The organism is Paenibacillus sp. FSL R5-0473, assembly GCF_038004565.1.
Taxonomy (GTDB): Bacteria; Bacillota; Bacilli; order Paenibacillales; family Paenibacillaceae; genus Paenibacillus; species Paenibacillus amylolyticus.
Genome location: NZ_JBBORL010000002.1, coordinates 120,874 through 139,897 on the forward strand (window position 1 = coordinate 120,874; position 19,024 = coordinate 139,897).

The window sequence follows — 19,024 nt, forward strand, 5'->3', positions numbered from 1 at the left end:
CGTTTCTCCAGAAGTGGTTACCGGTTTTGTACAGCGGTCTTTTGAAGAGAACTATGCGTAATGGTTAACTAAACCAATCATTATCGCTATCCAATAAGATCATTTGGTCCTCCGAGGCGCATTATCTCAGATGCGACAAATTTAAGTTTGAGATAAACTTAAAGGATAATGGTAGTGTGCAAAATGAAAGGAGCAGTTTGCCGTTCGCAGCTGCTCCACATTTCGTTGAGCTAGCAACATAAGTTACTTTAGGTGCGTCTGTGTAGCAAAAGGAGGAGGAACATGAGGAAAAAAATATGTATTCTACTAGTGCTACTCATGGGGTTTGCGATCGTTGCTTGCAGTAAACCTCAAGCTGAGAAGCTGACCACAATGACATTGCAAGAACTCTATCCAGGGGATATTGCGAATGTGGATTCCATTGAGATTACGGACGGTAGCTCAGGCGAGCGGAAAATGTTCTTTAACCAAAAACAGATCCTAGAGTGGATTGATCAAATAAAAGACATGAAATTCGAGCCTGATTCGAACCAAGAGGAGAGAAGTGGCTTCCTGTACTCGGTATCTTTGCGGGAAGGTCACATGAGTAAGTTGGGATTCACTCCGAATTCGCAGGGCGGACATTATTACATCCACAACGAGGCATTGACATTAAAAATTCAAGAGTTGTTTGGAAAAATGGATTTCCATAAATGAGAGGTGAAGGCGTGTTACGAGTCTTGAATCGGTGCTATTTTACTATTATTCTATACATAATAAGCCAAGCACCCGATAAATAATTATAGTTACGATTAAATCCTAGAAGGATGGTACGATAATGAAAAGTATTACACGTATGACTGCTTGTTTGGTTTTAGCCGCATCACTATTGGGTTCTACAACTGCAGTAGCCGGATCCGAGATGCAGGAGCAGAATGACAAAGATATAGCCACTTTGACGTGGAGAGGAATTCCAGCAGGAGACATGAACGAGCACTGGGCCAAGCGTCTCTTTCAATGGGGTATCTCTGAAAATATAATTAATGGATATTCCGATTACAACCTTAAGCCTGATCAAGTAATCACAGAGGCTGAATTCCTCAAGATGTTATACAGAGCAGAGGGTATGGCCATTCCAAATGCAAGTGCAAATAGTGCATATCTACCCAGTGAGAGTTGGACAGAAGGTCTCTACAGGGTGGCTAAACTATACAACCATCCGACAACGGGAGAAAACAACTTTGCGATGAGAATGCAGCCCATTACTAAACTACGTGCTGCAGAAATTATCAGTGCAACTCAAGGCGTTCATTATACTGGCCAATATGCTGTTGCCTATCTGATTGGACATGGATTATCCAACAGTGAAGCTAATTCTCCAGAGCAGTTTGATGAGGAAAGTACGCTTACAAGAGCAGAAGCACTTCAATGGATACGTCAGCTTGCTTTTCATGGAAAACTGAAGATCGATGTAAGACCAAAAGTTCCTACAGATCTTAGTCTTCTTCCTGATCTAATGGACATAAATTCTGAAGTGATTCCTGATTTTAGTACGGAGCCCGTTACTGATGAGGATTTTAGTTTGTACATTCTTGGCGATGTTCCAGAACTTAGATTTGGAGACTCGAAAAAATCAATTGATGAACAATTCGGAGAATCTAAAGGAAAGAATATATTTGATTCTGATACATATCCGTTATTCACCGCACACTTTAACCAGAGTGGAGAGTTAGATGGTTGGAGTATTGACTCATACATGGATGGTTCCCCTAATACAGCTACTTCACTAATCACAAAAAAAGGGATTGTGTTGGGTGAAAGCACCTTGTCAGATATTATAGATCGATATGGGTCAGCTGGAGTGAGCGGCAAAGGGATCATAGAGTATTTTTATAAAAGGATGAGCGATGGCACCTATGAGGATATTTCAATTTATGATCCGATCCAAAATATTGAAGACGTGTATACGATCTCGTTTATTGTCAATGATGAAACCCAAGTACTCTATCATGTAATGGTGACCTCTTTTAAGGTTGCTTTCGGTTATACCTAAATCCTTGTGTTATTAAAATCACGGAAAACCAAAGAAGCAGCTGATGAATATAATCGGCTGCTTCTTTGATTCAGCTAACAGGAAGATTAGCGTAACTCACCATTATTTGTTGGGGTTTAAGAGATGGAGCTCATAAAGAGTGAAGAGCTAGTAAGTATACGAAGTGAACACTTGTGAAGATGTATTCTAAAGGAGTCATAATAGTAATTTTGTGGTTATTATGATTAGTGTATCGGCTAAGCCTGTTCTATCCCAATTTACAAATGCTAATGATACGATGAATCAAAGCCATCGTGATATAATTAAGAAAATTCAACGCTATTAATGAGATATACATATGGAGTGCAGCCAAAGATGAATAAGAATCTAAAAGATATAATTTGCAGGTTAAAGATAAGCTTGAAAGAGGATCCAAATGGGATAATAGTTGGTGAGTTAAATGAGGGGATCTCTGGTATTCAGTTTGAGTTTAATTCTGTTCACCTCACTCAGTACATTTCATTTCTAGAAAAAACAAATGGTGCACGCTGTGGGGCGATTGATTTTTGGACCTATGAAGAATTACCTGATAATCAATTTAGGGTAAGCGAATTCCCTGAGTTTATAAATAGGTGGCTTGAGATAGGACAAGTAGTGTATAAACCGCTTTTTATAGACAAGTTTTCTGGTTCGTTGATTCTAATAGAAGAGGAGGGGAGGTTCCAAGAATTCGAAAATTTAGATACGTTTCTTTTAAGTTTTGTTTTCGGCAAGAACTATCAATTAATAGTTCCATATGTGGAAAAAGAAGAATGGTTTCAGTTTCTTATAAGAAATGAGACTATGAGTTTTCTCTAGTAGCCTTATGACAAGACAGTATGGCTACATACAGGTTTAAAAGGAGGCTTCGTGACCAAACGTTCAATTTATGGCAACTAAAATTACACCTCAGAGTCGAGAAAAATCAAACAAAAACAGTTACGGGCGAACTAAGCGCCGAATAATTCGGATTCATAGCTCCCTGTAACTGTTTTTGATGTAGATTGCTTTTATTGACTTGGTCGGAGTATTTTGATGTCTGGCTCCATCAGCATTTTGTTCAACAATGGTCCGTAGACATCGTAATGTGCCAATGAACGTCCTGGAAAATAAGCTTCTAGAATTTTCATCGTATCATGCTCTTTCCCTCCTGAAATGTAGAAATCTCGTTGAACGAAAGATATTAATCCATCATTTTGAGCTTCAATTAAAGTACCATCCATGCTTTTTGCAAACCAGTTCGAGGCTTCGAAACTTGCATAAGGTATCCCTGCTTCTACAAAGAGCATATGACTTCTACTTATTCCATTTGAAGGAGAAAGTACAGAATACTTTACGCCCGGAGAAGGATTTGAGCTTGTCCATGGGTTGGTATATATCGTATTTTCGCTAATTTCGGGACCTTTGCCATGTGTGTTGTAATATCCATCTAGCGCCTCTGTATCAAATACATTAATTCCTAATTCTAAGGCTTTGGAAACGGCTAATTTATATGCTTCCGTATGTACAACAGAGTTATTATTTGGATCGGTTATGCCTCCATAAACATTGGGGTAATCACCACGAGCGATATTATCGATATTGAGTATGAAAAGAGTATTCTTCTTATCTGCTGCAGTCATTTTCTTTGCATAGTACTCTGATCCCTTATCGAATCGCTCAATGTCAAAAAAAACAAATTTTACGGTATACGGCAATTTAACTGCGTGAGGAGATTTCTTGTCGACTAGCTCCTTGATTTGAGCGAGCATTAATGCTACCCCCGAAGCGTTATTCGAATAGCCTGATCCGTCATAATGGGCACTAACAATGATTTGTTTGCTAGGATCTTTCCCTTTCAGTGTAACTTCAATATTCGAGCCTTTAAAAAATACATGATGTCCCCACGGCGCAGAAATTACGCCAGTAGTGTCTTTTTGTGTGTTGAAATTTTGCTCATTAATATATCGAGAGTCTACGCCAATTTCTCTTAGCGTGCTCCTAATCCATCGTTTTGTCTGTTCATGAACTTTACCATTTCCCATGGAATTATCTGTAGGAGAGGCTGAACTATCTTTAAGGTGTTCACCCATATACTCCAGATATGTTTGTGCATTTGTTGCGATGGAAGAAGAGCCTGAAGCCAATGCATTTCCAGGAGCCACAATAACCAGCAGAATAGCCAATAGAATACCCTGAACCTTTAAAATATTTTTCATATTTCCTCCTCAAATCAATTCGTTCTTCAAGTTCTACAAAAGCCTTACACCGTACGTTCTATTCATACTTAATTACCGTTAATTTTTGAGAACGGCCTCCCAAAAACATACTCTATGTACTAGCAATGTTTAGTACCTAGCTTGTTACTCTGATAATTCACCTCACAATTTAGAAAATGTAATTCATCTTTTCATTAAAGATATCCATCTAACACTGGTAGGATTAGGAATATTGTATCACATATCATAGTTCTTAAGAATCACTGAATAACTAAGAAATGGGGAGGACGGTGGAGAACTATATTAGATAGGCGATACTTGTTAAGCTAACGGGCAGAGTAGTTTCGGTATGTGGTATGATTTGATTGATGGAGTAAACGAAAGGTGCGACATGAGTCAGCGTCGGCCAACAAAGGTGAGGATAACGATTAAGGGAGTGAACTATATTGAATGTACAGCATGCCTATTTACGACAAATTCAGCTCAAAAGGCACGAAGTCCCCACTTATAATCGTTACCCCTTTAATTTGGCAGTCATTCGAAGTCTAAATACTCTTGATTTTCACCCCAAGGTAACCTATATCGTAGGTGAAAATGGGATGGGCAAATCAACACTGATGGAGTCCATCGCTGTTGCATGGGGATTTAACCCGGAGGGTGGGACCATCAACTTTTCCTTCTCAACCCAGGCTACCCACTCGAGCTTATATGAATATATACAATTGATCAAAGGTCCGCGACGCCCGAGGGATGGCTTCTTCTTCCGGGCAGAAAGTTATTATAATTTAGCCACGACGATCGATGAGTTGGACAGTCAGCCTTCATTCGGTCGCCCTATTCGCCCTATTAAAGATTCGTACGGTGGCAAGTCCTTGCATGAGCAATCGCACGGAGAGTCGTTCTTTTCCACGTTCATTCATCGATTCGGGGAGAATGGATTATATATACTGGATGAGCCTGAGGCTGCATTGTCTCCCCTTCGCCAAATGGCGATGCTGACACGAATCCATGAACTTGTTTTGCAAAACTCTCAATTTGTTATTGCGACCCATTCCCCAATCCTCATGGCATACCCAGATTCGATTATTTACAATCTAAAGCCAGATGGTATCGAGGTTCAAGTATTGGAAGAAACCGACCATTTTATGATGATGAAAGAGTTTGTGAATAACAAGGATAGGATGCTCAGAGAATTATTTGAAGAAGGTCAAGATTAAATCCACTGCTATACCATGGAAACCTACAGCCTAAGAGAGGTCGCTTTAAAGGAAAAGATCTATTGTGAAGATTAAGCAACAGGCAGTATAGTTCTAGTTATGTGGTATATTTCGAACTAAGGTATGACTCGTCATGCTTGAAAGACTATTGTGTTTCAGGAGGGTCATTTGTATGGGAAAGACATTCCGCAAGAGAGCTAAAAAGATAATGGTAAATGGTTATCAGTTTCACTGTGTCATTAATGAGATTCCTAGTAATACGTTTGTTAATTTTAAGGTTTATTCATCTAAAACCTCATATTTTGAAGTGTTATTTACATGGGAAGGTAGTTGGCACTTTAACCCACACAAACCTAGGAATTGCGAACTTTTAATAAGGCACGCGAATGAAATTGGTTGGGCGTTTAAACAAGAAAAGAACTCATTGAAAATAGAACAAGGTGATTTACTTATTAGTAAGCTTGGACTAACTGTATGAATGCTTAATTCCTATTTATCGAAACGTTAACTTAATAAAACTTAAGAAGGCAACACCGAGATCAACTACTGTTTTTAACTAGCGGACTGACAATAGGGATCGTTGCGGAAATGCTCAAAATCTTTTTTTTGTGTACCTTTAGGAATCGTTCAATCGAAGTTTTAGATACATAAAATCCAACTTGGTTTTTGCAGGTATTTAATCGCTAAGCCTATGGTGACGATAATGAATATTGAGGAGTTTTCTCCTAAATCAAGAGCGCCGAATCAAAAGGAGAGAGTTCATGAAAAAACAGTTTATCAAAATCGCAGGAATCACACTGACAGCAGCGCTTATGTTAGGTACGATGAGTATCACAATACCTAACGCGCAAGCCGCTAAAACTCCATTTTCCGACGTTCAATCGACCCACTGGGGCGCCGGTGCTATTACTAATGGCGTTTCCAAAGGTTATGTCGATGGATATACGAATGGTACCTTTAAACCAGACGCCAGCGTCACGCGCGCTGAATTCATGAAGATGGTCGTCTCGGCCATGGAGCTTGAAACCACCCCATCCAGCGGTAAATGGTACACGGAATACGTTGATACCGCAAGCAAAGCAGGTCTTTTCGCAACTGACGATTTTAACGATAACGAAGCGGCTTGGGCGAAAGTGATGACACGCGAAGAGATGGCCCGTGTTGCAGCTCGTGCGATCGGGGAAACAACAAAGGAAGATGACAAATGGATGTATCTCGCTACGAAAGCCGGTCTCATTAAAGGGGTAGGTATAGGGCAGATCGCTCCGAAAGGACTGACCACGCGTGCGCAGGCAATCGTTGTAATCGAACGTATTCTTACCAAGAATACCGGCGCTTCCCTTGACGTCGACAGGTATGCGGTCGGTAGTGCAGAAATCGCATGGCATGGTACCAACATCTTCACCGTGATGCCAGAAATGTGGGTTACTCCGGAATCCGATCTGAGACAAGCTAGAAAAGAATCGGTCGAAGAAATGTGGAACGAAAAGCTTATGACCATCACATCGAAAGATGGTCTGTACCAAGCTAAGCTGGACGCTCTTATCGCTATCGACTTGGCTGATCCTAACGACCCGAACCTTGGACTGATTGCGCCTATCAATACGCTTAAGTGGTATAATAACCGCCCTTCAATCACTAATTTGATGGTTAAAGACCAGAAAAAGAGTTATGTCCTTTATTTCAAAGGTGGGCCGGTATTTAACAAAGATACAAAAAAATATAACCCTAACACAAAAATTCAATTTCAAGTCGATGGATTTAATAGTCCCGATCGGGATGCCTTTTTCCAAAAAGGTGTGCTGAATACAGTTGCAGACGTTTATCGCAATAGCCGGACAGACACCACTGCTGTGATTATCCCTAAAACAGGAACTATTCAACTAACCGATCTTGTAATCAGACTTCAAACACCAGCAGCTGGATCGAACTTCAGTGAAAGCATTCCGCTCCGTCTCAAAGGTATCCAATAAAGAAAAAGCACTCAACATACTGCTCCTAATGAGCGAATGATGGGTGTTTTTTTTGGTTTAGTTATGTATCACAAACAAAGGTCACCTGCAAATTGCAGAGGGTCTCTTAAATACATTTACGTATACACGTAAACATATACGTAATGTATACGTGATTAATTAAGTGAATGTATTTAGCTGGTTGTGCCATAGGTTCAGCAAATTTTTGTTGTTTCATCACAATTTAATGTGTGGCGTTACGTTTCGATCTCGTTCGTGCTGATATGAGCCATATATGGATTGGAATTGATACTAAAGAGTACACGCTGAACATTAAATTGGATATCGTCTTATACTGGAAATTTTGTGCTTGGATAGAGTTGAAAGATAAATACATAAGTATTGCCTTTACGAGAACTTATTTGTTATATATTTCTCGGTTCCTACTAATTCGTATCATTACCGCATGAAGACACATCATAAAAGATAAAATGGCTTTAGTGAAGAGGCAATCATTCCTTCACACTGCCTTCTAGTATTTGTATAGCCAATATTGATGTTATAGCTCTGTATACATATCACCTCTTCAGATTCAAGGTCAGGGCAGATTAGATTAGTCGTTTAAGAGTACATTTCATTTCAATCAATCAACAAATACCAGGGCGAGCTTATTACACATAAAGCTAAGAGATGTAGATATAGCGGGAGTATTCCCGCAGTTCACCGTCCCTAAATCCCAAGCGACCCCAGATAAGTCGTCTGGGTTCCATTGGAATTCTTAACGGGACTAGCAAGGAAGTTAAAGACTTGGGGCAATGCTCATATATCATGGGCATGGCTTCGCTCCGTTTCACTTCACTTCACAATACCCACCATGTACTACGAAGCAAATAAGAAACCATGACTCTATTACGCTCGCTTCATTCCTTCATCGTTCCAAAACTACCTGAGTAGACCTTTGATTCAAAACCTTTGGTTGCATATTCGAAGAAGAAAAAAAGTCACGTTCGCATACCTTGCGTGGAGACTTACCCTATTCCGTTTTTCAAAGAGATCATTCGTATTCCGTAGCCATCTAACCGCATGGGATCATATAGAACCTCTCCGGGCAAGGCGACAAAATTATGTTGAGAAAATCATTCCACCTAATTTTGTCGTCCCTTCGGGCAGCCTTGCCCTGCGAGAACCTATATGATCTTAAATCTGCGACGGCTACGGTATACGAATAATTTGTTTCTTTGAAAACTTCATAAGGTAAGGCATGTCAGCTAGTAAGATAACTGCTCATCAACCTTAAAAGATTCCGCTCATCGCCGCTAGGGCTAGACAGGCAAACGGTGCCGAATGAGGTTTAGGGTAAAAAAAGTCTGTTCTAATTAAAGGATGTATAAAGGAGGAAAACTCAACATGGGTACGGAGGCGTTACGTATTCAAATTGAAGTGTTGCGAAAAGAGCTTATTGATTTAGCCCAGCGGATGGGTTTAACAGCAGTGGAGGTAGTGGAGAAATCGCAGAAGTTGGACAACGTACTGAATGAATATACTAGACAACATCAACGAAAAAAATAAAGCCCGTTTGTTTAGGAAAACAAACGAGCCAGGGCGAAGATTTGGACCCCTTCGCCCCTTGATTATACCACATACAGGAGAGCTTAATACGAGAGGGGATTGATGAATTAACGATAATCGTGCGTTTTATCGTCTCTCTAATGAAATGGAGAGCAATGGGGACGGCGATACTTCGAAGAGTGGAGTGTCTGGCGATTGTCTATAGCCTATGGGTAACAGCGCGACTGATGAGGGCAGTTAGTTACGTAGGTTTAAAGATGAAAAGAATGTAGTTGTATAAGCAGAAGGACAGGCAAAAAAAGTTGCAGTACATAAATTAGGCATACTATTTCAAGACGCCTTTACAATTAAATAGAACGATCTCTGTGTTTCTTTGTATAACTATTTTGATGAAGTGCCATATAACGGAGTATGCACGTACAATGTACGTTGAAAGAAAAAACAAGTGTTTCCCATGTATACCCATAGCATGTTGAGAAATGGTAGACTATATAAGAACCCGTTGGGGGTATAGGATTCGGTGTGGTTGATTGAATCGAATCTATTCAATAGGAGGTTTGGATGAATGGAAACTATAACAGAACTTTTTAAGAGATTGGAAAAAGAAAGAGAAGAAGGATTAAAGCTAAACCCTAGATACGATATTGATAAACTTGCAGATGAAAACGATGAAGTACTTATCTATTTTCATTCAAGTAAAGAGTACCAAATGTACTTGGATGGTAAAAGTGTCATTGGCTCAACGGAGCGTTTTCTCCCTTCAGATATATTTCGTAATGTACAAAAAGATAGAATTGAGAAACTGACAGATGGAAGAACTTTAGCACATATTCCAGCTTTATCCGCTAATGATGAAGTGTGATCTTGTGATAAGGAGTGTACGATGAGTTCGTATTGAATGAACGTGAGTTAAGATGGGTGTTGAGAACGATGGAGAAAATGAGTATGTGAACGTGAACTGTAGTAAAACAATGATATTCCAAGTATCTATATCCAGCACTAAAAGCTATTGAATCAGGATTCTCTTGCAGATTAGTCACAGATATTGGGGAGTATCGCAACAGCCCGTTACAACCCGTTTTGATTGGGACGAAGGAATGTTGAGCGAAGGCGGGCAAAACGAAGTACATATGAATTTGATTTCAATCGACTAAGGAGCGGGTGGATATATTAAAAACACATTGGGGCAAATATGTAATTCTACTAACCATTATTTTACCGATCTCCATTGTTGCTATTTTTACGCTCCCTTATGATAAACGCTATATGGCAGTTGCTATATTCCCGTTACTATTCTGGGTATCGTATTATTCGTGGATCGCATTCGAGAAGAGAAAGAAAGATACATCAAACAAGGCTTTCTTTAGGAAGGGGTGAGGAATAGTGAAGATACATCATCGGGAAGCCGTATTGAGAACCGTTTCGGGAAGCATTAACCGCAACTTAAATGATGAAGCATCAGATAGGGATGTCAAATACTTTGTGTTACCGAACTTCAATGATTTGTATACAGGATCTCTATATAAGAACTTTCAAACTTCAACGACAGAAGATATCGAAATTCATGATGTTAGAAAGTTAGAAAAACTACTGACCAATTCAAATCTCACCTTCCTCGAACTTCTATATTCCGTAGAAGTAGATACCTTTGGATATGCTGAGATCGAGCAACTTCTTAATTACAGAGATAGGATTTCAACAATTAACTTAAAGAGTCTGTTCAATAGTTGTTTTGGCATGTATAGAGGACAGGTGAGGGATCTTACCAAACCAAACTCTGAAACACAGAAAAGCATGATCGCTCAATATGGATATAACACGAAAAAGGCGATGATGTCCTTACACTTTCTACTCTTCTTAATCCGTTTTCATAAGTCTGAGTTTAAGGATTTTAAAGGTGCGATTACATATGAAGGAACGGATAGAGCATATATGCTTGGATTGAAGCATGGTGAGCTTTCATTGGATGAGTTTAAAAAGATCACACGTTTAAACGAAGAAAAAGCTCTGAAATTGGAGCAAAGTTATTATGAAGTTCCGCTTGATAAGGAAGCGAATTATTATCTGAAGACTCTCTTACAAACTCTTGTCAAGAATCACATTAAAACAATGTGAAGAAAGTCTACATTTACAAACAATAAGGAGTGCCAAGGAATGAATTTTAACCAATGGGCTTCAGAGAATATCAACATCATTGGCGTATTTAATATTACACTCACTATCCTATTGACCGCTCTCAACGTATGGTTTGCTAGAAACTCTCAACGGTACAGTGCTGAATCATTAAAGCAAAACGAAAGAATTCGTCAAGAAAATAACACGCCCAATGTTATCGGTTATTTTCACTCAAACGATCTTCAGCTGGTTTCATTTTTGTTGACCAATAAGAGTGACAATGCAGCCAAGAATATTAAGATACATTTGAAACCAAGAAATGGGGAAGAAGTTCCTAAAGATTTAATAAATGCATATATGCTTAATGAAGGCGTTGCATTTTTAGCTCCAGGTCAAACCGTTAACGCTTTGGCAGGTAGTTTTATAGAAATCATGGATGAACGTAAAAACTTCCCTATATTTGATATTCAAATTGATTATCAAGATATTGATTCAAATAGTTATTCAAGATCATATGTACTAGATATGAACATGTATAAAGGGAATTTCATGATTAAAGAGAGAGGACTAAAGGATATCTATGTCCAGTTAGATTTAATGGAGAAACATATCAGAAAAGCTGTTCGTCTCTATGGAATGCAGGACAAAAGAGAACAAGAAAAATTAAAAAATAAGCCAAGAAGAATTAGAAGATAAATAAACCTGAAATCTAACGACACGTAGAATATCAGAGAATACTAATTAAAAATGGAAGTTCTAGCGTGCTGGATGAGACAAGTTAATCGGATTCAAGTTTAGATTATATCTTTCAAAAGGGTGGAATCAGGGTGGAGGACTGGAGGTTAAGTAAGGCAGAATACGATATATTACTTTCCTACATAGGTTGTGGTGATATTCTTAATGCAGATATTTTAGTTTTCGGAAATGAAGAGGGCACGGGTGGTTATACAGTAACAGAAAATGTTAAAGCCAGGACGCGATTGATTACAACGGATGAATCTTCGGATGTAAGGAATTATTGTATTGAAGCAAATAACTGGCGAGAGGGATTTTATTATCCAGATTTTGAGGGATTGTTTACTGGTTATGAAAAAAAACACTCTAAGGGTTTTACAAAAGGCGTTTTTAATGCAGCTATTGCAAGGCTTTGTCTAGCTCATGAACGAAACAGCCAATCCAACTGGTTTGAAGGTTCTCCGAATACCGACGAATTTTGTGTAATCAAGGAATACATTGGCGACAAGCTCTACAAACCAAAAACGGAGGGAATTCAAACCGCTTTAATTGACTGGAGACCGCTTCCCAGATCAACAGAGAGAAAATGGTATCCAAATGAGTATGGAGCAGTAGCTCTATCTCCTGAAGATAAACCAAATCAAGGCAACCCTTATTTAGCAGCGTTCAATAAACCAAAAGGTAGATTCAAGCCCCAAAAATACTCCACATCGAGTTTTAGTGACTTCAAAGAAGATACGAATCTCAGAGCTAGAATTATCAAAAATGCTCTAACAAAATCTAGGGCACAAATTCTCCTTGGAATTGGCGGAGCTGCTGGCTTTAAGAAGGATGCTCTTGAATTAATGTTTGGAAAAAATCTATTCTCATCCATCCCATTCTCTTGTGATATGAGGAACAGTAAGGGGCAATTACAAAAAGCCTTTAAGGCAGAAATTTCATTAGATAATAGGGTCTTATACATTTTCTTAATACCCTTCCCATCTGCAGGACTAGGATTTATTTCACAAGAGAATGCGTTAGGCATGCTAGCGGAATTATCGGATAAATATCTTAAACCAATATTAATGAACAAAAACTAAATTTTCTAATTCAATTTTAGAGTTAAGTAATTTGCATAGTAGAGTAGAGCATGAAAAGAAGGAGATGATTGATTATAACAACTAATCCATGTTTAAATCGGGCCTAGGAACATAATGAATGATTGAATTCACGATTTATCTAATAACAATCCCTATTGTGTATGTGATGTGTTTTGTACATACAAAACGATGAAGCGAATACTTCCTGATCGTAGAGCTAACAAATTCATATAGCGAGATGTGGTCCCTATAACTTGACTCATGTAGGAAGTAAGTTTAATTAGATGTACAGAACCATTCTATGAATAGGTCAAACTAAGTTTCTAAATGAGGGTGATAGATAGGTGTATTTACTAACAAGAACTGCAACCATTGTGACGTGGATTTTTGATCACCTTGGACTTGTTGTCGGGATTTTGTTTGGAATCGTAGCTTTAATAGGATTACTTAGTGGGATTTTCTCAAGCCGAACCCCCATGAATCGCTCGCTTACCTATGAAGAACAGGAAAGAAGCATAGACCGGAGTTTAGGAAAGAAAGAGGAATGGGAAGGCGAGCAAAGTAGCTCATTGGTAGATACGCCAGTAGTCCTTTTCGATAAGGGGCAGCAGGGAGAAGCCATTGTACTTGATGCTGTCTTGAAAAGTCATCCCCATATCAAATGTCTTTCATCTCTTTATGTACCAACAAGCAGTGGACAATACACTGAAGTGGACTTAGTTGCCATCCATAGTACTGGAATCTATGTAATTGAATCCAAGAACTATCGGGGAGTAATTGTTGGGAATGAAGATGAACGCATATGGAATCAAGCGTTTATTGAGGATCGAAATGAATTTTACAATCCAATTATGCAGAATGCGGGGCATATTCGAGCTATTAAGCTTTTTTTGGGTGAACGCTATAAAGACATACCGTTCCATTCCATTATCGTATTTAATAACGACTCAAATATTGATTTGATCAAAGTAAAATCAAAAGGCATTGTTATTACGAAACATATGAATCTAACAAGCCAATTACAGGGATTAGTTCATATCCTTCCTGATGTTTTAAATGAGGAAAGTACTACAGTCGTTTATGAGTCTCTGCTGCCACAAACAGAGGTGTCGGAAGACATAAAAAGGAAGCACTTGGAATTCGTTCAACATCGTAAAGATGCGTAGTGTAAAGTTAAATCAGCTTGAATCCAGTTTGCGAAGGATTCACGTGATGGGTTCCAAGATATGAAATATTATGCGGTGAGGAAGTATGCTTTCTATTGTTTGGCTCGAGGGAAGCTATGTTATAAGCTATTTGGATAATCGCCAGGTAGAGGTGCGAATGCCAAGCTCACATGATTTCCCTGGGAGATTCGCACCTCGAAATTTGTCGAAAGCTTTAGTTTTGTGACCTTTTGGTAACAAGGAAATTGAGTTTATATGCTGTTATGGGATATAGTGGAGCTATTATGTGGAAAAAGTATCGGAAATACGTATTAAGGTATTTTAAACATAACTTGATACGTGTATTTCCGCTGTCGCACTCCGTATGGAGTGCGTGGATTGAAATTTACAGGTCCACCATCGTCAGATTCAGTTCTCGCGTCGCACTCCGTATGGAGTGCGTGGATTGAAATATGTGATACCCTCCATTTGTTTGGTTTTATTTTTAGTCGCACTCCGTATGGAGTGCGTGGATTGAAATCCCGAACTAACTACATCATTTTTTACACTATCCAAGTCGCACTCCGTATGGAGTGCGTGGATTGAAATGGAACCAAATAGGGGAATGGAAGTGGAGATCATGGGTCGCACTCCGTATGGAGTGCGTGGATTGAAATTCTACAGCATTATGCAAGTAGTCCAGTGTCGGAACGTCGCACTCCGTATGGAGTGCGTGGATTGAAATATTCTGCGTCCTCCTCTACGTCTACAATACGTTCAGTCGCACTCCGTATGGAGTGCGTGGATTGAAATTTCGCGCGCCTCTTCGTATGTTATGTTGCGTAAGAGTCGCACTCCGTATGGAGTGCGTGGATTGAAATGGCATGACATCACCGAACCAGCTCGAAAATGCAGAGTCGCACTCCGTATGGAGTGCGTGGATTGAAATACCGCGCACATCAGATGCAAGAGAAGCTGAAGCGGTCGCAGTTTGTATGAAGTGCATGGATTGAAATGTGATGTTGGTCCGTTTGGACTTCAGGTTGTCATAACGTCGCACTCCTTATGGAGTGTGTGGATTGAAATTTCTGGATCAAGGTCCATCAGGTCATAGTCGTCAAGTCGCACTTTGTATGGAGTGCGTGGATTGAAATCAGGCTTCGTTGTATTCATCCGGGTTTTTAAGCTCGTCGCACTCTGTATGGAGTGCGTGGATTGAAATTGCTGCTTGCTGGGATTGAAGGTGTTGGTGTCGCAGTCGCACTCCGTATGGAGTGTGTGGATTGAAATAAACCACCGATGATTAGTCGCCTAATCTTCTGCAACAATTGGGCGTCTGATTCTGCTTGGAACGTTGGTGGACGGGGACAAGTATTACAGAACCTGTGCTTTATGGTAATTGTCAAAGCATCAGTGAACTGGTGTTTCTGATTTATTGATGGTTCCCCCAGAACAAGACTAACGAACAGGTCTTCGCTCGGAGAGCTTGGCTTTTGGTCTTCAACAAGGTTGCCTTCGTCCGCTTTGTTCCATTTGAGGATGGGGAGCATTATTCCTCAACGATAAATTCATCGACAGAATTATTCAGAACAAGGATACGGTCGTTCAGTTCTTGCCAGTAATTATAATTGCTAAAAGAAGGTGTTTTCTTCCAATCCAAAGTATTCTTCGCTAAAAGCTGATTCAGTAGATATATTTTCAACTGTACTATCTCCTTTAATGTAAGGCTTGTAAGGTATTTACTATGAATATATTTGAGAGCGGGGTAGCAAGTATCGACACTTTTCTAAAGAAATCAAAAAAAGACCAGATGCTTAAACACTTGGTCTTTTCAAATGAGATATTAAATTGAGTGGTCGCCAGTAGCAGTATTGCCAATAGCGATGCTGTATCTATACAGACCAAGATTAAAACAATAATCAAGTCTGCTTGAAACAATAGCCACAATTATCCATGAATTTGGAGTTGTATTGACCAGCAGTAGGCATTTAAGCAATCAATCCTCTCGTCTGCGTTTTGCTTCGGTTGATTTCATTTGTTCCTCTGTCAATCTCTTAATAGGCTTAGATCCAGGTAAAATAAAAGCATATAATTGGTCTGGTTATGAAATTGTTCGTGATGAAACGTTCCAGCAAACTATAGCGTCCGACCAAATTAAAGAAGAAGTGCTAATAGAGGGATTTAATGAAGTAACAGGAGAATGGGATGTTGTATTTAAATATGATTCATGAATTCAATAGAGTTTATATGTTGTATACCATTCTGAAGTCTATAGTTTAGGAGGAACCTCATGTTTTATTTCGGATGGATGGCTATTGGCTTTATGGCCATAGCGGGACTCGCAACGGCAATACACTGGTACAATCGTGGTTGGTATGAAAGCAATTTGTTGAACATCCGTAAAACGTCCTATGCCATTATGGCACTTATTTATTTTGGGATGATTTTAGCCGGTCACATTCTATTAAATGATTGGGTGCAAGCCGTACAATTCGCCAGTATAGCTATCTTTATTGACCTGGCTATTTTAGAAACGCCAAGTATTCAAAAGATCGGAAATACGGAATTCAAAAAAAATGATCAAATTATCGAAAACACAATACGGGATAATGAACGGATCATTCTCTCTAGTTTTCAAAAAACAGCTCAGTTTACTGCAGTTCTTCAATACTCACAACATCATCTAACCGAGCTCACAGATGAGCAGAAGGATCAGTTGCCAGAGTGGGATGTGTACTCGTCTATGTTAAAAGAGTATCTTCGATATTACACGGATACCTTCGGCTTACAGATCTCTACTACATCGATTCAATTCGACAGCGACATAGAAATACGCATGACTAAAATAAGGAGTTCTCTCTCTCAGATTGAAAGAAGCAACAGTATCCTGATCCCTGAAGAGAACAAAGAGGAAATGAGTAAAGAATTAGCAGAAGCAGCAGTTTACGTGGTAGAGGAAGGAAATACGATTTGTGTACCTTTCTTCGGATCTACCAATAGTTTCATTATCACTATTCAAGCAGCGGAATCTGGAGCCATATTGAATGGGATTGATGCTAATAATATTGTTAATCTAGTCCAGATATTTGATTGGTTCATAGATGGGTAGTGTGGTATATTAAGTATATGAGGTGATATTTATGACACTTTTTAAACAGTCTAAAAAAGTTGATGCAACCCCGGATAAGGTTGTTGTTCGTCGGCCTAAGACCACGATTGAGAAGAATATGGGCCTAGAAAAAATTTTGAAAGCAAACGATAACGTGCTGAATATCCTTAAAAATAGATAATTACTGTTTATGTGCTCCAAGATGCTCTATGAAATTTCATAGAGCATCTTTTTTTTATTTCTTCTTCTGATAGTTTAAAAGTCTACAATAATGCCAACCCTTGTTAACAAAACGATAGGGGAGCTGGCTTATTGTGAGAAAAAAAACACTTATAAAACCTGCAGGTAATCATAAACCTAACACCACAGTGCCCAACTGGGGAATTAAAAAGATATTAGACCAAAATAAAAAAGTATTGGATCTCCTCAAGAAACGAAAATGAGAAACTTGTAGGACGGAAGGTATAGTTCATCCTTGATCCAGTGGTAGTAATGAATTGCGAAATGCCATGAAGTCAGCTGGAGCAGGTGCGAACCCGAAGCTCACATGAATTCCCAGGGAGATTCGCACCTCGAAATTTGTCGAAATCTTCAGTTTTATGACCTTTTGGCAACAAGGATATTGAGTTTATATGCGGTTGTAGGATATAGTGGAGCTAATATGTGGAATAAGTATCGGAAATACGTATTAAGGGATTCTAAACATAACTTAATACGTGTATTTCCGCTGTCGCACTCCGTATGGAGTGCGTGGATTGAAATTGTTCCAAGTATCTGTGGTTGATGACCTCGATCATGTCGCACTCCGTATGGAGTGCGTGGATTGAAATAAATACTGGATAGCCAGTTTCAAGAACGTTAGTGGGTCGCACTCCGTATGGAGTGCGTGGATTGAAATAAATTGGACAACCCCATGTACACACAAAACGTTGTGTCGCACTCCGTATGGAGTGCGTGGATTGAAATAGCTACAGGCGATAGCATAAGAGGGGCTATCCTTCGTCGCACTCCGTATGGAGTGCGTGGATTGAAATTCGGTTCCGAATTTACCCCAAGCCATCCCGGATTTGTCGCACTCCGTATGGAGTGCGTGGATTGAAATTACAGGACCATGTACATTGCATGAAGCTTGGCATGGTCGCACTCCGTATGGAGTGCGTGGATTGAAATCATGGCGCGGTGATCAAGTTACCGCCACCAGCAGGGTCGCACTCCGTATGGAGTGCGTGGATTGAAATGTCCATACTGCCCATCAACATAGCGCGATTATCGGTCGTACTCCGTATGGAGTGCGTAGATTGAAATCGATCAGTTCCCGAAAATTCCTCCTGAACTGAAGAGTCGCACTCCGTATGGAGTGCGTGGATTGAAATGTTTCTACAACACTTGTCTTTTCCAATACCAGTTGTCGCACTCCGTATGGAGTGCGTGGATTGAAATTTCATGATTCCAAGCATGGTTGCTTTCATCTGATGTCGCACTCCGTATGGAGTGCGTGGATTGAAATTACATAGCCCAAAAAAGTCGGTTGTTTGAATTCATGTCGCACTCCGTATGGAGTGCGTGGATTGAAATAACTGATCAGTGGAGAGAAGGGTAAGGAAAACCGGTCGCACTCCGTATGGAATACGTGAATTGAAACTAGTCTTAAATGTTCGCATATGTAATGGGCACCTTGTCGCACTCTGTATGAGTGCGTGGATTGAAATTAAGTCCAGTATAGCCAATGGAGCTGCCTTACAAAGTTGCAATCTATATGGAGCATGAATTGAAATTCTTGGCTTTATGCAGTTCTTTCCGATAGTAGCGTGTCGCACTCTGTATGAAGTGCGTGGATTGAAATTCCTCCTTC

At 39.6% G+C, this 19,024-nt stretch carries 16 protein-coding genes and 2 CRISPR repeat arrays; of the genes, 15 read left to right on the forward strand and 1 reads right to left on the reverse strand.

Features of this window, described 5'->3' with window-relative positions:
• Nucleotides 1–282 precede the first annotated feature (282 nt).
• From MKY28_RS30500 to MKY28_RS30510, 3 genes are all read left to right on the forward strand, one after another.
• Entirely contained in the window at nt 283–696 is a 414-nt protein-coding gene (locus MKY28_RS30500) for a hypothetical protein (RefSeq protein ID WP_340938241.1), read from the forward strand.
• A gap of 121 nt (nt 697–817) precedes the next feature.
• On the forward strand, nt 818–2,032 hold the full coding sequence (locus tag MKY28_RS30505) for an S-layer homology domain-containing protein (protein ID WP_340938243.1): 1,215 nt from the start codon (nt 818–820) through the stop codon (nt 2,030–2,032).
• A 354-nt stretch (nt 2,033–2,386) separates the two neighbouring features.
• A complete protein-coding gene (locus MKY28_RS30510; protein WP_340938245.1) occupies nt 2,387–2,869 on the forward strand; it encodes a hypothetical protein in 483 nt (160 codons plus the stop codon).
• Between the two features lie 191 nt (nt 2,870–3,060).
• Here MKY28_RS30510 and MKY28_RS30515 read toward each other — a convergent pair whose 3' ends face one another.
• A complete protein-coding gene (locus tag MKY28_RS30515) occupies nt 3,061–4,248 on the reverse strand; it encodes a M28 family metallopeptidase (RefSeq protein WP_340938247.1) in 1,188 nt (395 codons plus the stop codon).
• A gap of 476 nt (nt 4,249–4,724) precedes the next feature.
• On the opposite strand from MKY28_RS30515, the gene MKY28_RS30520 reads away from it, so the two are divergent.
• From MKY28_RS30520 to MKY28_RS30575, 12 genes are all read left to right on the forward strand, one after another.
• Nucleotides 4,725–5,465 carry an AAA family ATPase gene (locus MKY28_RS30520; RefSeq protein ID WP_445670943.1) on the forward strand — a complete coding sequence of 247 codons (741 nt, stop codon included), beginning with the start codon at nt 4,725–4,727 and terminating at the stop codon, nt 5,463–5,465.
• A gap of 172 nt (nt 5,466–5,637) precedes the next feature.
• A complete protein-coding gene (locus MKY28_RS30525; protein ID WP_100528649.1) occupies nt 5,638–5,943 on the forward strand; it encodes a hypothetical protein in 306 nt (101 codons plus the stop codon).
• Between the two features lie 283 nt (nt 5,944–6,226).
• Nucleotides 6,227–7,438, forward strand: coding sequence for an S-layer homology domain-containing protein (locus MKY28_RS30530; RefSeq protein ID WP_340938251.1), 1,212 nt, complete (start codon nt 6,227–6,229; stop codon nt 7,436–7,438).
• A 1,386-nt stretch (nt 7,439–8,824) separates the two neighbouring features.
• Nucleotides 8,825–8,986: an aspartyl-phosphate phosphatase Spo0E family protein gene (locus MKY28_RS30535; protein WP_340938253.1), complete on the forward strand. Its 162-nt coding sequence runs from the start codon at nt 8,825–8,827 to the stop codon at nt 8,984–8,986.
• 565 nt (nt 8,987–9,551) lie between these two features.
• Nucleotides 9,552–9,848, forward strand: coding sequence for a hypothetical protein (locus MKY28_RS30540; protein WP_100528647.1), 297 nt, complete (start codon nt 9,552–9,554; stop codon nt 9,846–9,848).
• A 521-nt stretch (nt 9,849–10,369) separates the two neighbouring features.
• Complete coding sequence (locus tag MKY28_RS30545; RefSeq protein WP_338709138.1) at nt 10,370–11,101, forward strand: DNA polymerase beta superfamily protein; 732 nt, start codon at nt 10,370–10,372, stop codon at nt 11,099–11,101.
• A gap of 39 nt (nt 11,102–11,140) precedes the next feature.
• Nucleotides 11,141–11,797 (forward strand): hypothetical protein, encoded by a 657-nt coding sequence (locus MKY28_RS30550; protein ID WP_338709139.1) that lies wholly within the window; start codon nt 11,141–11,143, stop codon nt 11,795–11,797.
• Nucleotides 11,798–11,928: 131 nt separating this feature from the next.
• A complete protein-coding gene (locus MKY28_RS30555) occupies nt 11,929–12,918 on the forward strand; it encodes a hypothetical protein (protein ID WP_338709140.1) in 990 nt (329 codons plus the stop codon).
• A 344-nt stretch (nt 12,919–13,262) separates the two neighbouring features.
• The gene (locus tag MKY28_RS30560; protein WP_340938259.1) at nt 13,263–14,084 is read left to right on the forward strand and encodes a nuclease-related domain-containing protein; all 822 of its coding nucleotides are present in this window, start codon (nt 13,263–13,265) and stop codon (nt 14,082–14,084) included.
• Between the two features lie 352 nt (nt 14,085–14,436).
• Nucleotides 14,437–15,353: direct repeats of the CRISPR family, unit length 33 nt; unit sequence GTCGCACTCCGTATGGAGTGCGTGGATTGAAAT.
• Between the two features lie 680 nt (nt 15,354–16,033).
• A complete protein-coding gene (locus tag MKY28_RS30565; RefSeq protein WP_340938261.1) occupies nt 16,034–16,294 on the forward strand; it encodes a hypothetical protein in 261 nt (86 codons plus the stop codon).
• Nucleotides 16,295–16,353: 59 nt separating this feature from the next.
• Nucleotides 16,354–17,172 (forward strand): type II toxin-antitoxin system SpoIISA family toxin, encoded by an 819-nt coding sequence (locus MKY28_RS30570; RefSeq protein WP_340938263.1) that lies wholly within the window; start codon nt 16,354–16,356, stop codon nt 17,170–17,172.
• A 31-nt stretch (nt 17,173–17,203) separates the two neighbouring features.
• Nucleotides 17,204–17,353: a hypothetical protein gene (locus MKY28_RS30575; RefSeq protein ID WP_176872959.1), complete on the forward strand. Its 150-nt coding sequence runs from the start codon at nt 17,204–17,206 to the stop codon at nt 17,351–17,353.
• Between the two features lie 548 nt (nt 17,354–17,901).
• Nucleotides 17,902–18,815: direct repeats of the CRISPR family, unit length 33 nt; unit sequence GTCGCACTCCGTATGGAGTGCGTGGATTGAAAT.
• Nucleotides 18,816–19,024: the final 209 nt, after the last annotated feature.

What these genes read in the sequence shown, in the direction of transcription:
- MKY28_RS30535 (WP_340938253.1), top strand. Translation starts at nt 8,825, where the DNA reads ATGGGTACGGAGGCGTTACGTATTCAAATTGAAGTGTTGCGAAAAGAG.
- MKY28_RS30530 (WP_340938251.1), top strand. Translation starts at nt 6,227, where the DNA reads ATGAAAAAACAGTTTATCAAAATCGCAGGAATCACACTGACAGCAGCG.
- MKY28_RS30510 (WP_340938245.1), top strand. Translation starts at nt 2,387, where the DNA reads ATGAATAAGAATCTAAAAGATATAATTTGCAGGTTAAAGATAAGCTTG.
- MKY28_RS30550 (WP_338709139.1), top strand. Translation starts at nt 11,141, where the DNA reads ATGAATTTTAACCAATGGGCTTCAGAGAATATCAACATCATTGGCGTA.
- MKY28_RS30515 (WP_340938247.1), bottom strand. Translation starts at nt 4,248, where the DNA reads ATGAAAAATATTTTAAAGGTTCAGGGTATTCTATTGGCTATTCTGCTG.
- MKY28_RS30540 (WP_100528647.1), top strand. Translation starts at nt 9,552, where the DNA reads ATGGAAACTATAACAGAACTTTTTAAGAGATTGGAAAAAGAAAGAGAA.
- MKY28_RS30575 (WP_176872959.1), top strand. Translation starts at nt 17,204, where the DNA reads ATGACACTTTTTAAACAGTCTAAAAAAGTTGATGCAACCCCGGATAAG.
- MKY28_RS30500 (WP_340938241.1), top strand. Translation starts at nt 283, where the DNA reads ATGAGGAAAAAAATATGTATTCTACTAGTGCTACTCATGGGGTTTGCG.
- MKY28_RS30505 (WP_340938243.1), top strand. Translation starts at nt 818, where the DNA reads ATGAAAAGTATTACACGTATGACTGCTTGTTTGGTTTTAGCCGCATCA.
- MKY28_RS30525 (WP_100528649.1), top strand. Translation starts at nt 5,638, where the DNA reads ATGGGAAAGACATTCCGCAAGAGAGCTAAAAAGATAATGGTAAATGGT.
- MKY28_RS30570 (WP_340938263.1), top strand. Translation starts at nt 16,354, where the DNA reads ATGTTTTATTTCGGATGGATGGCTATTGGCTTTATGGCCATAGCGGGA.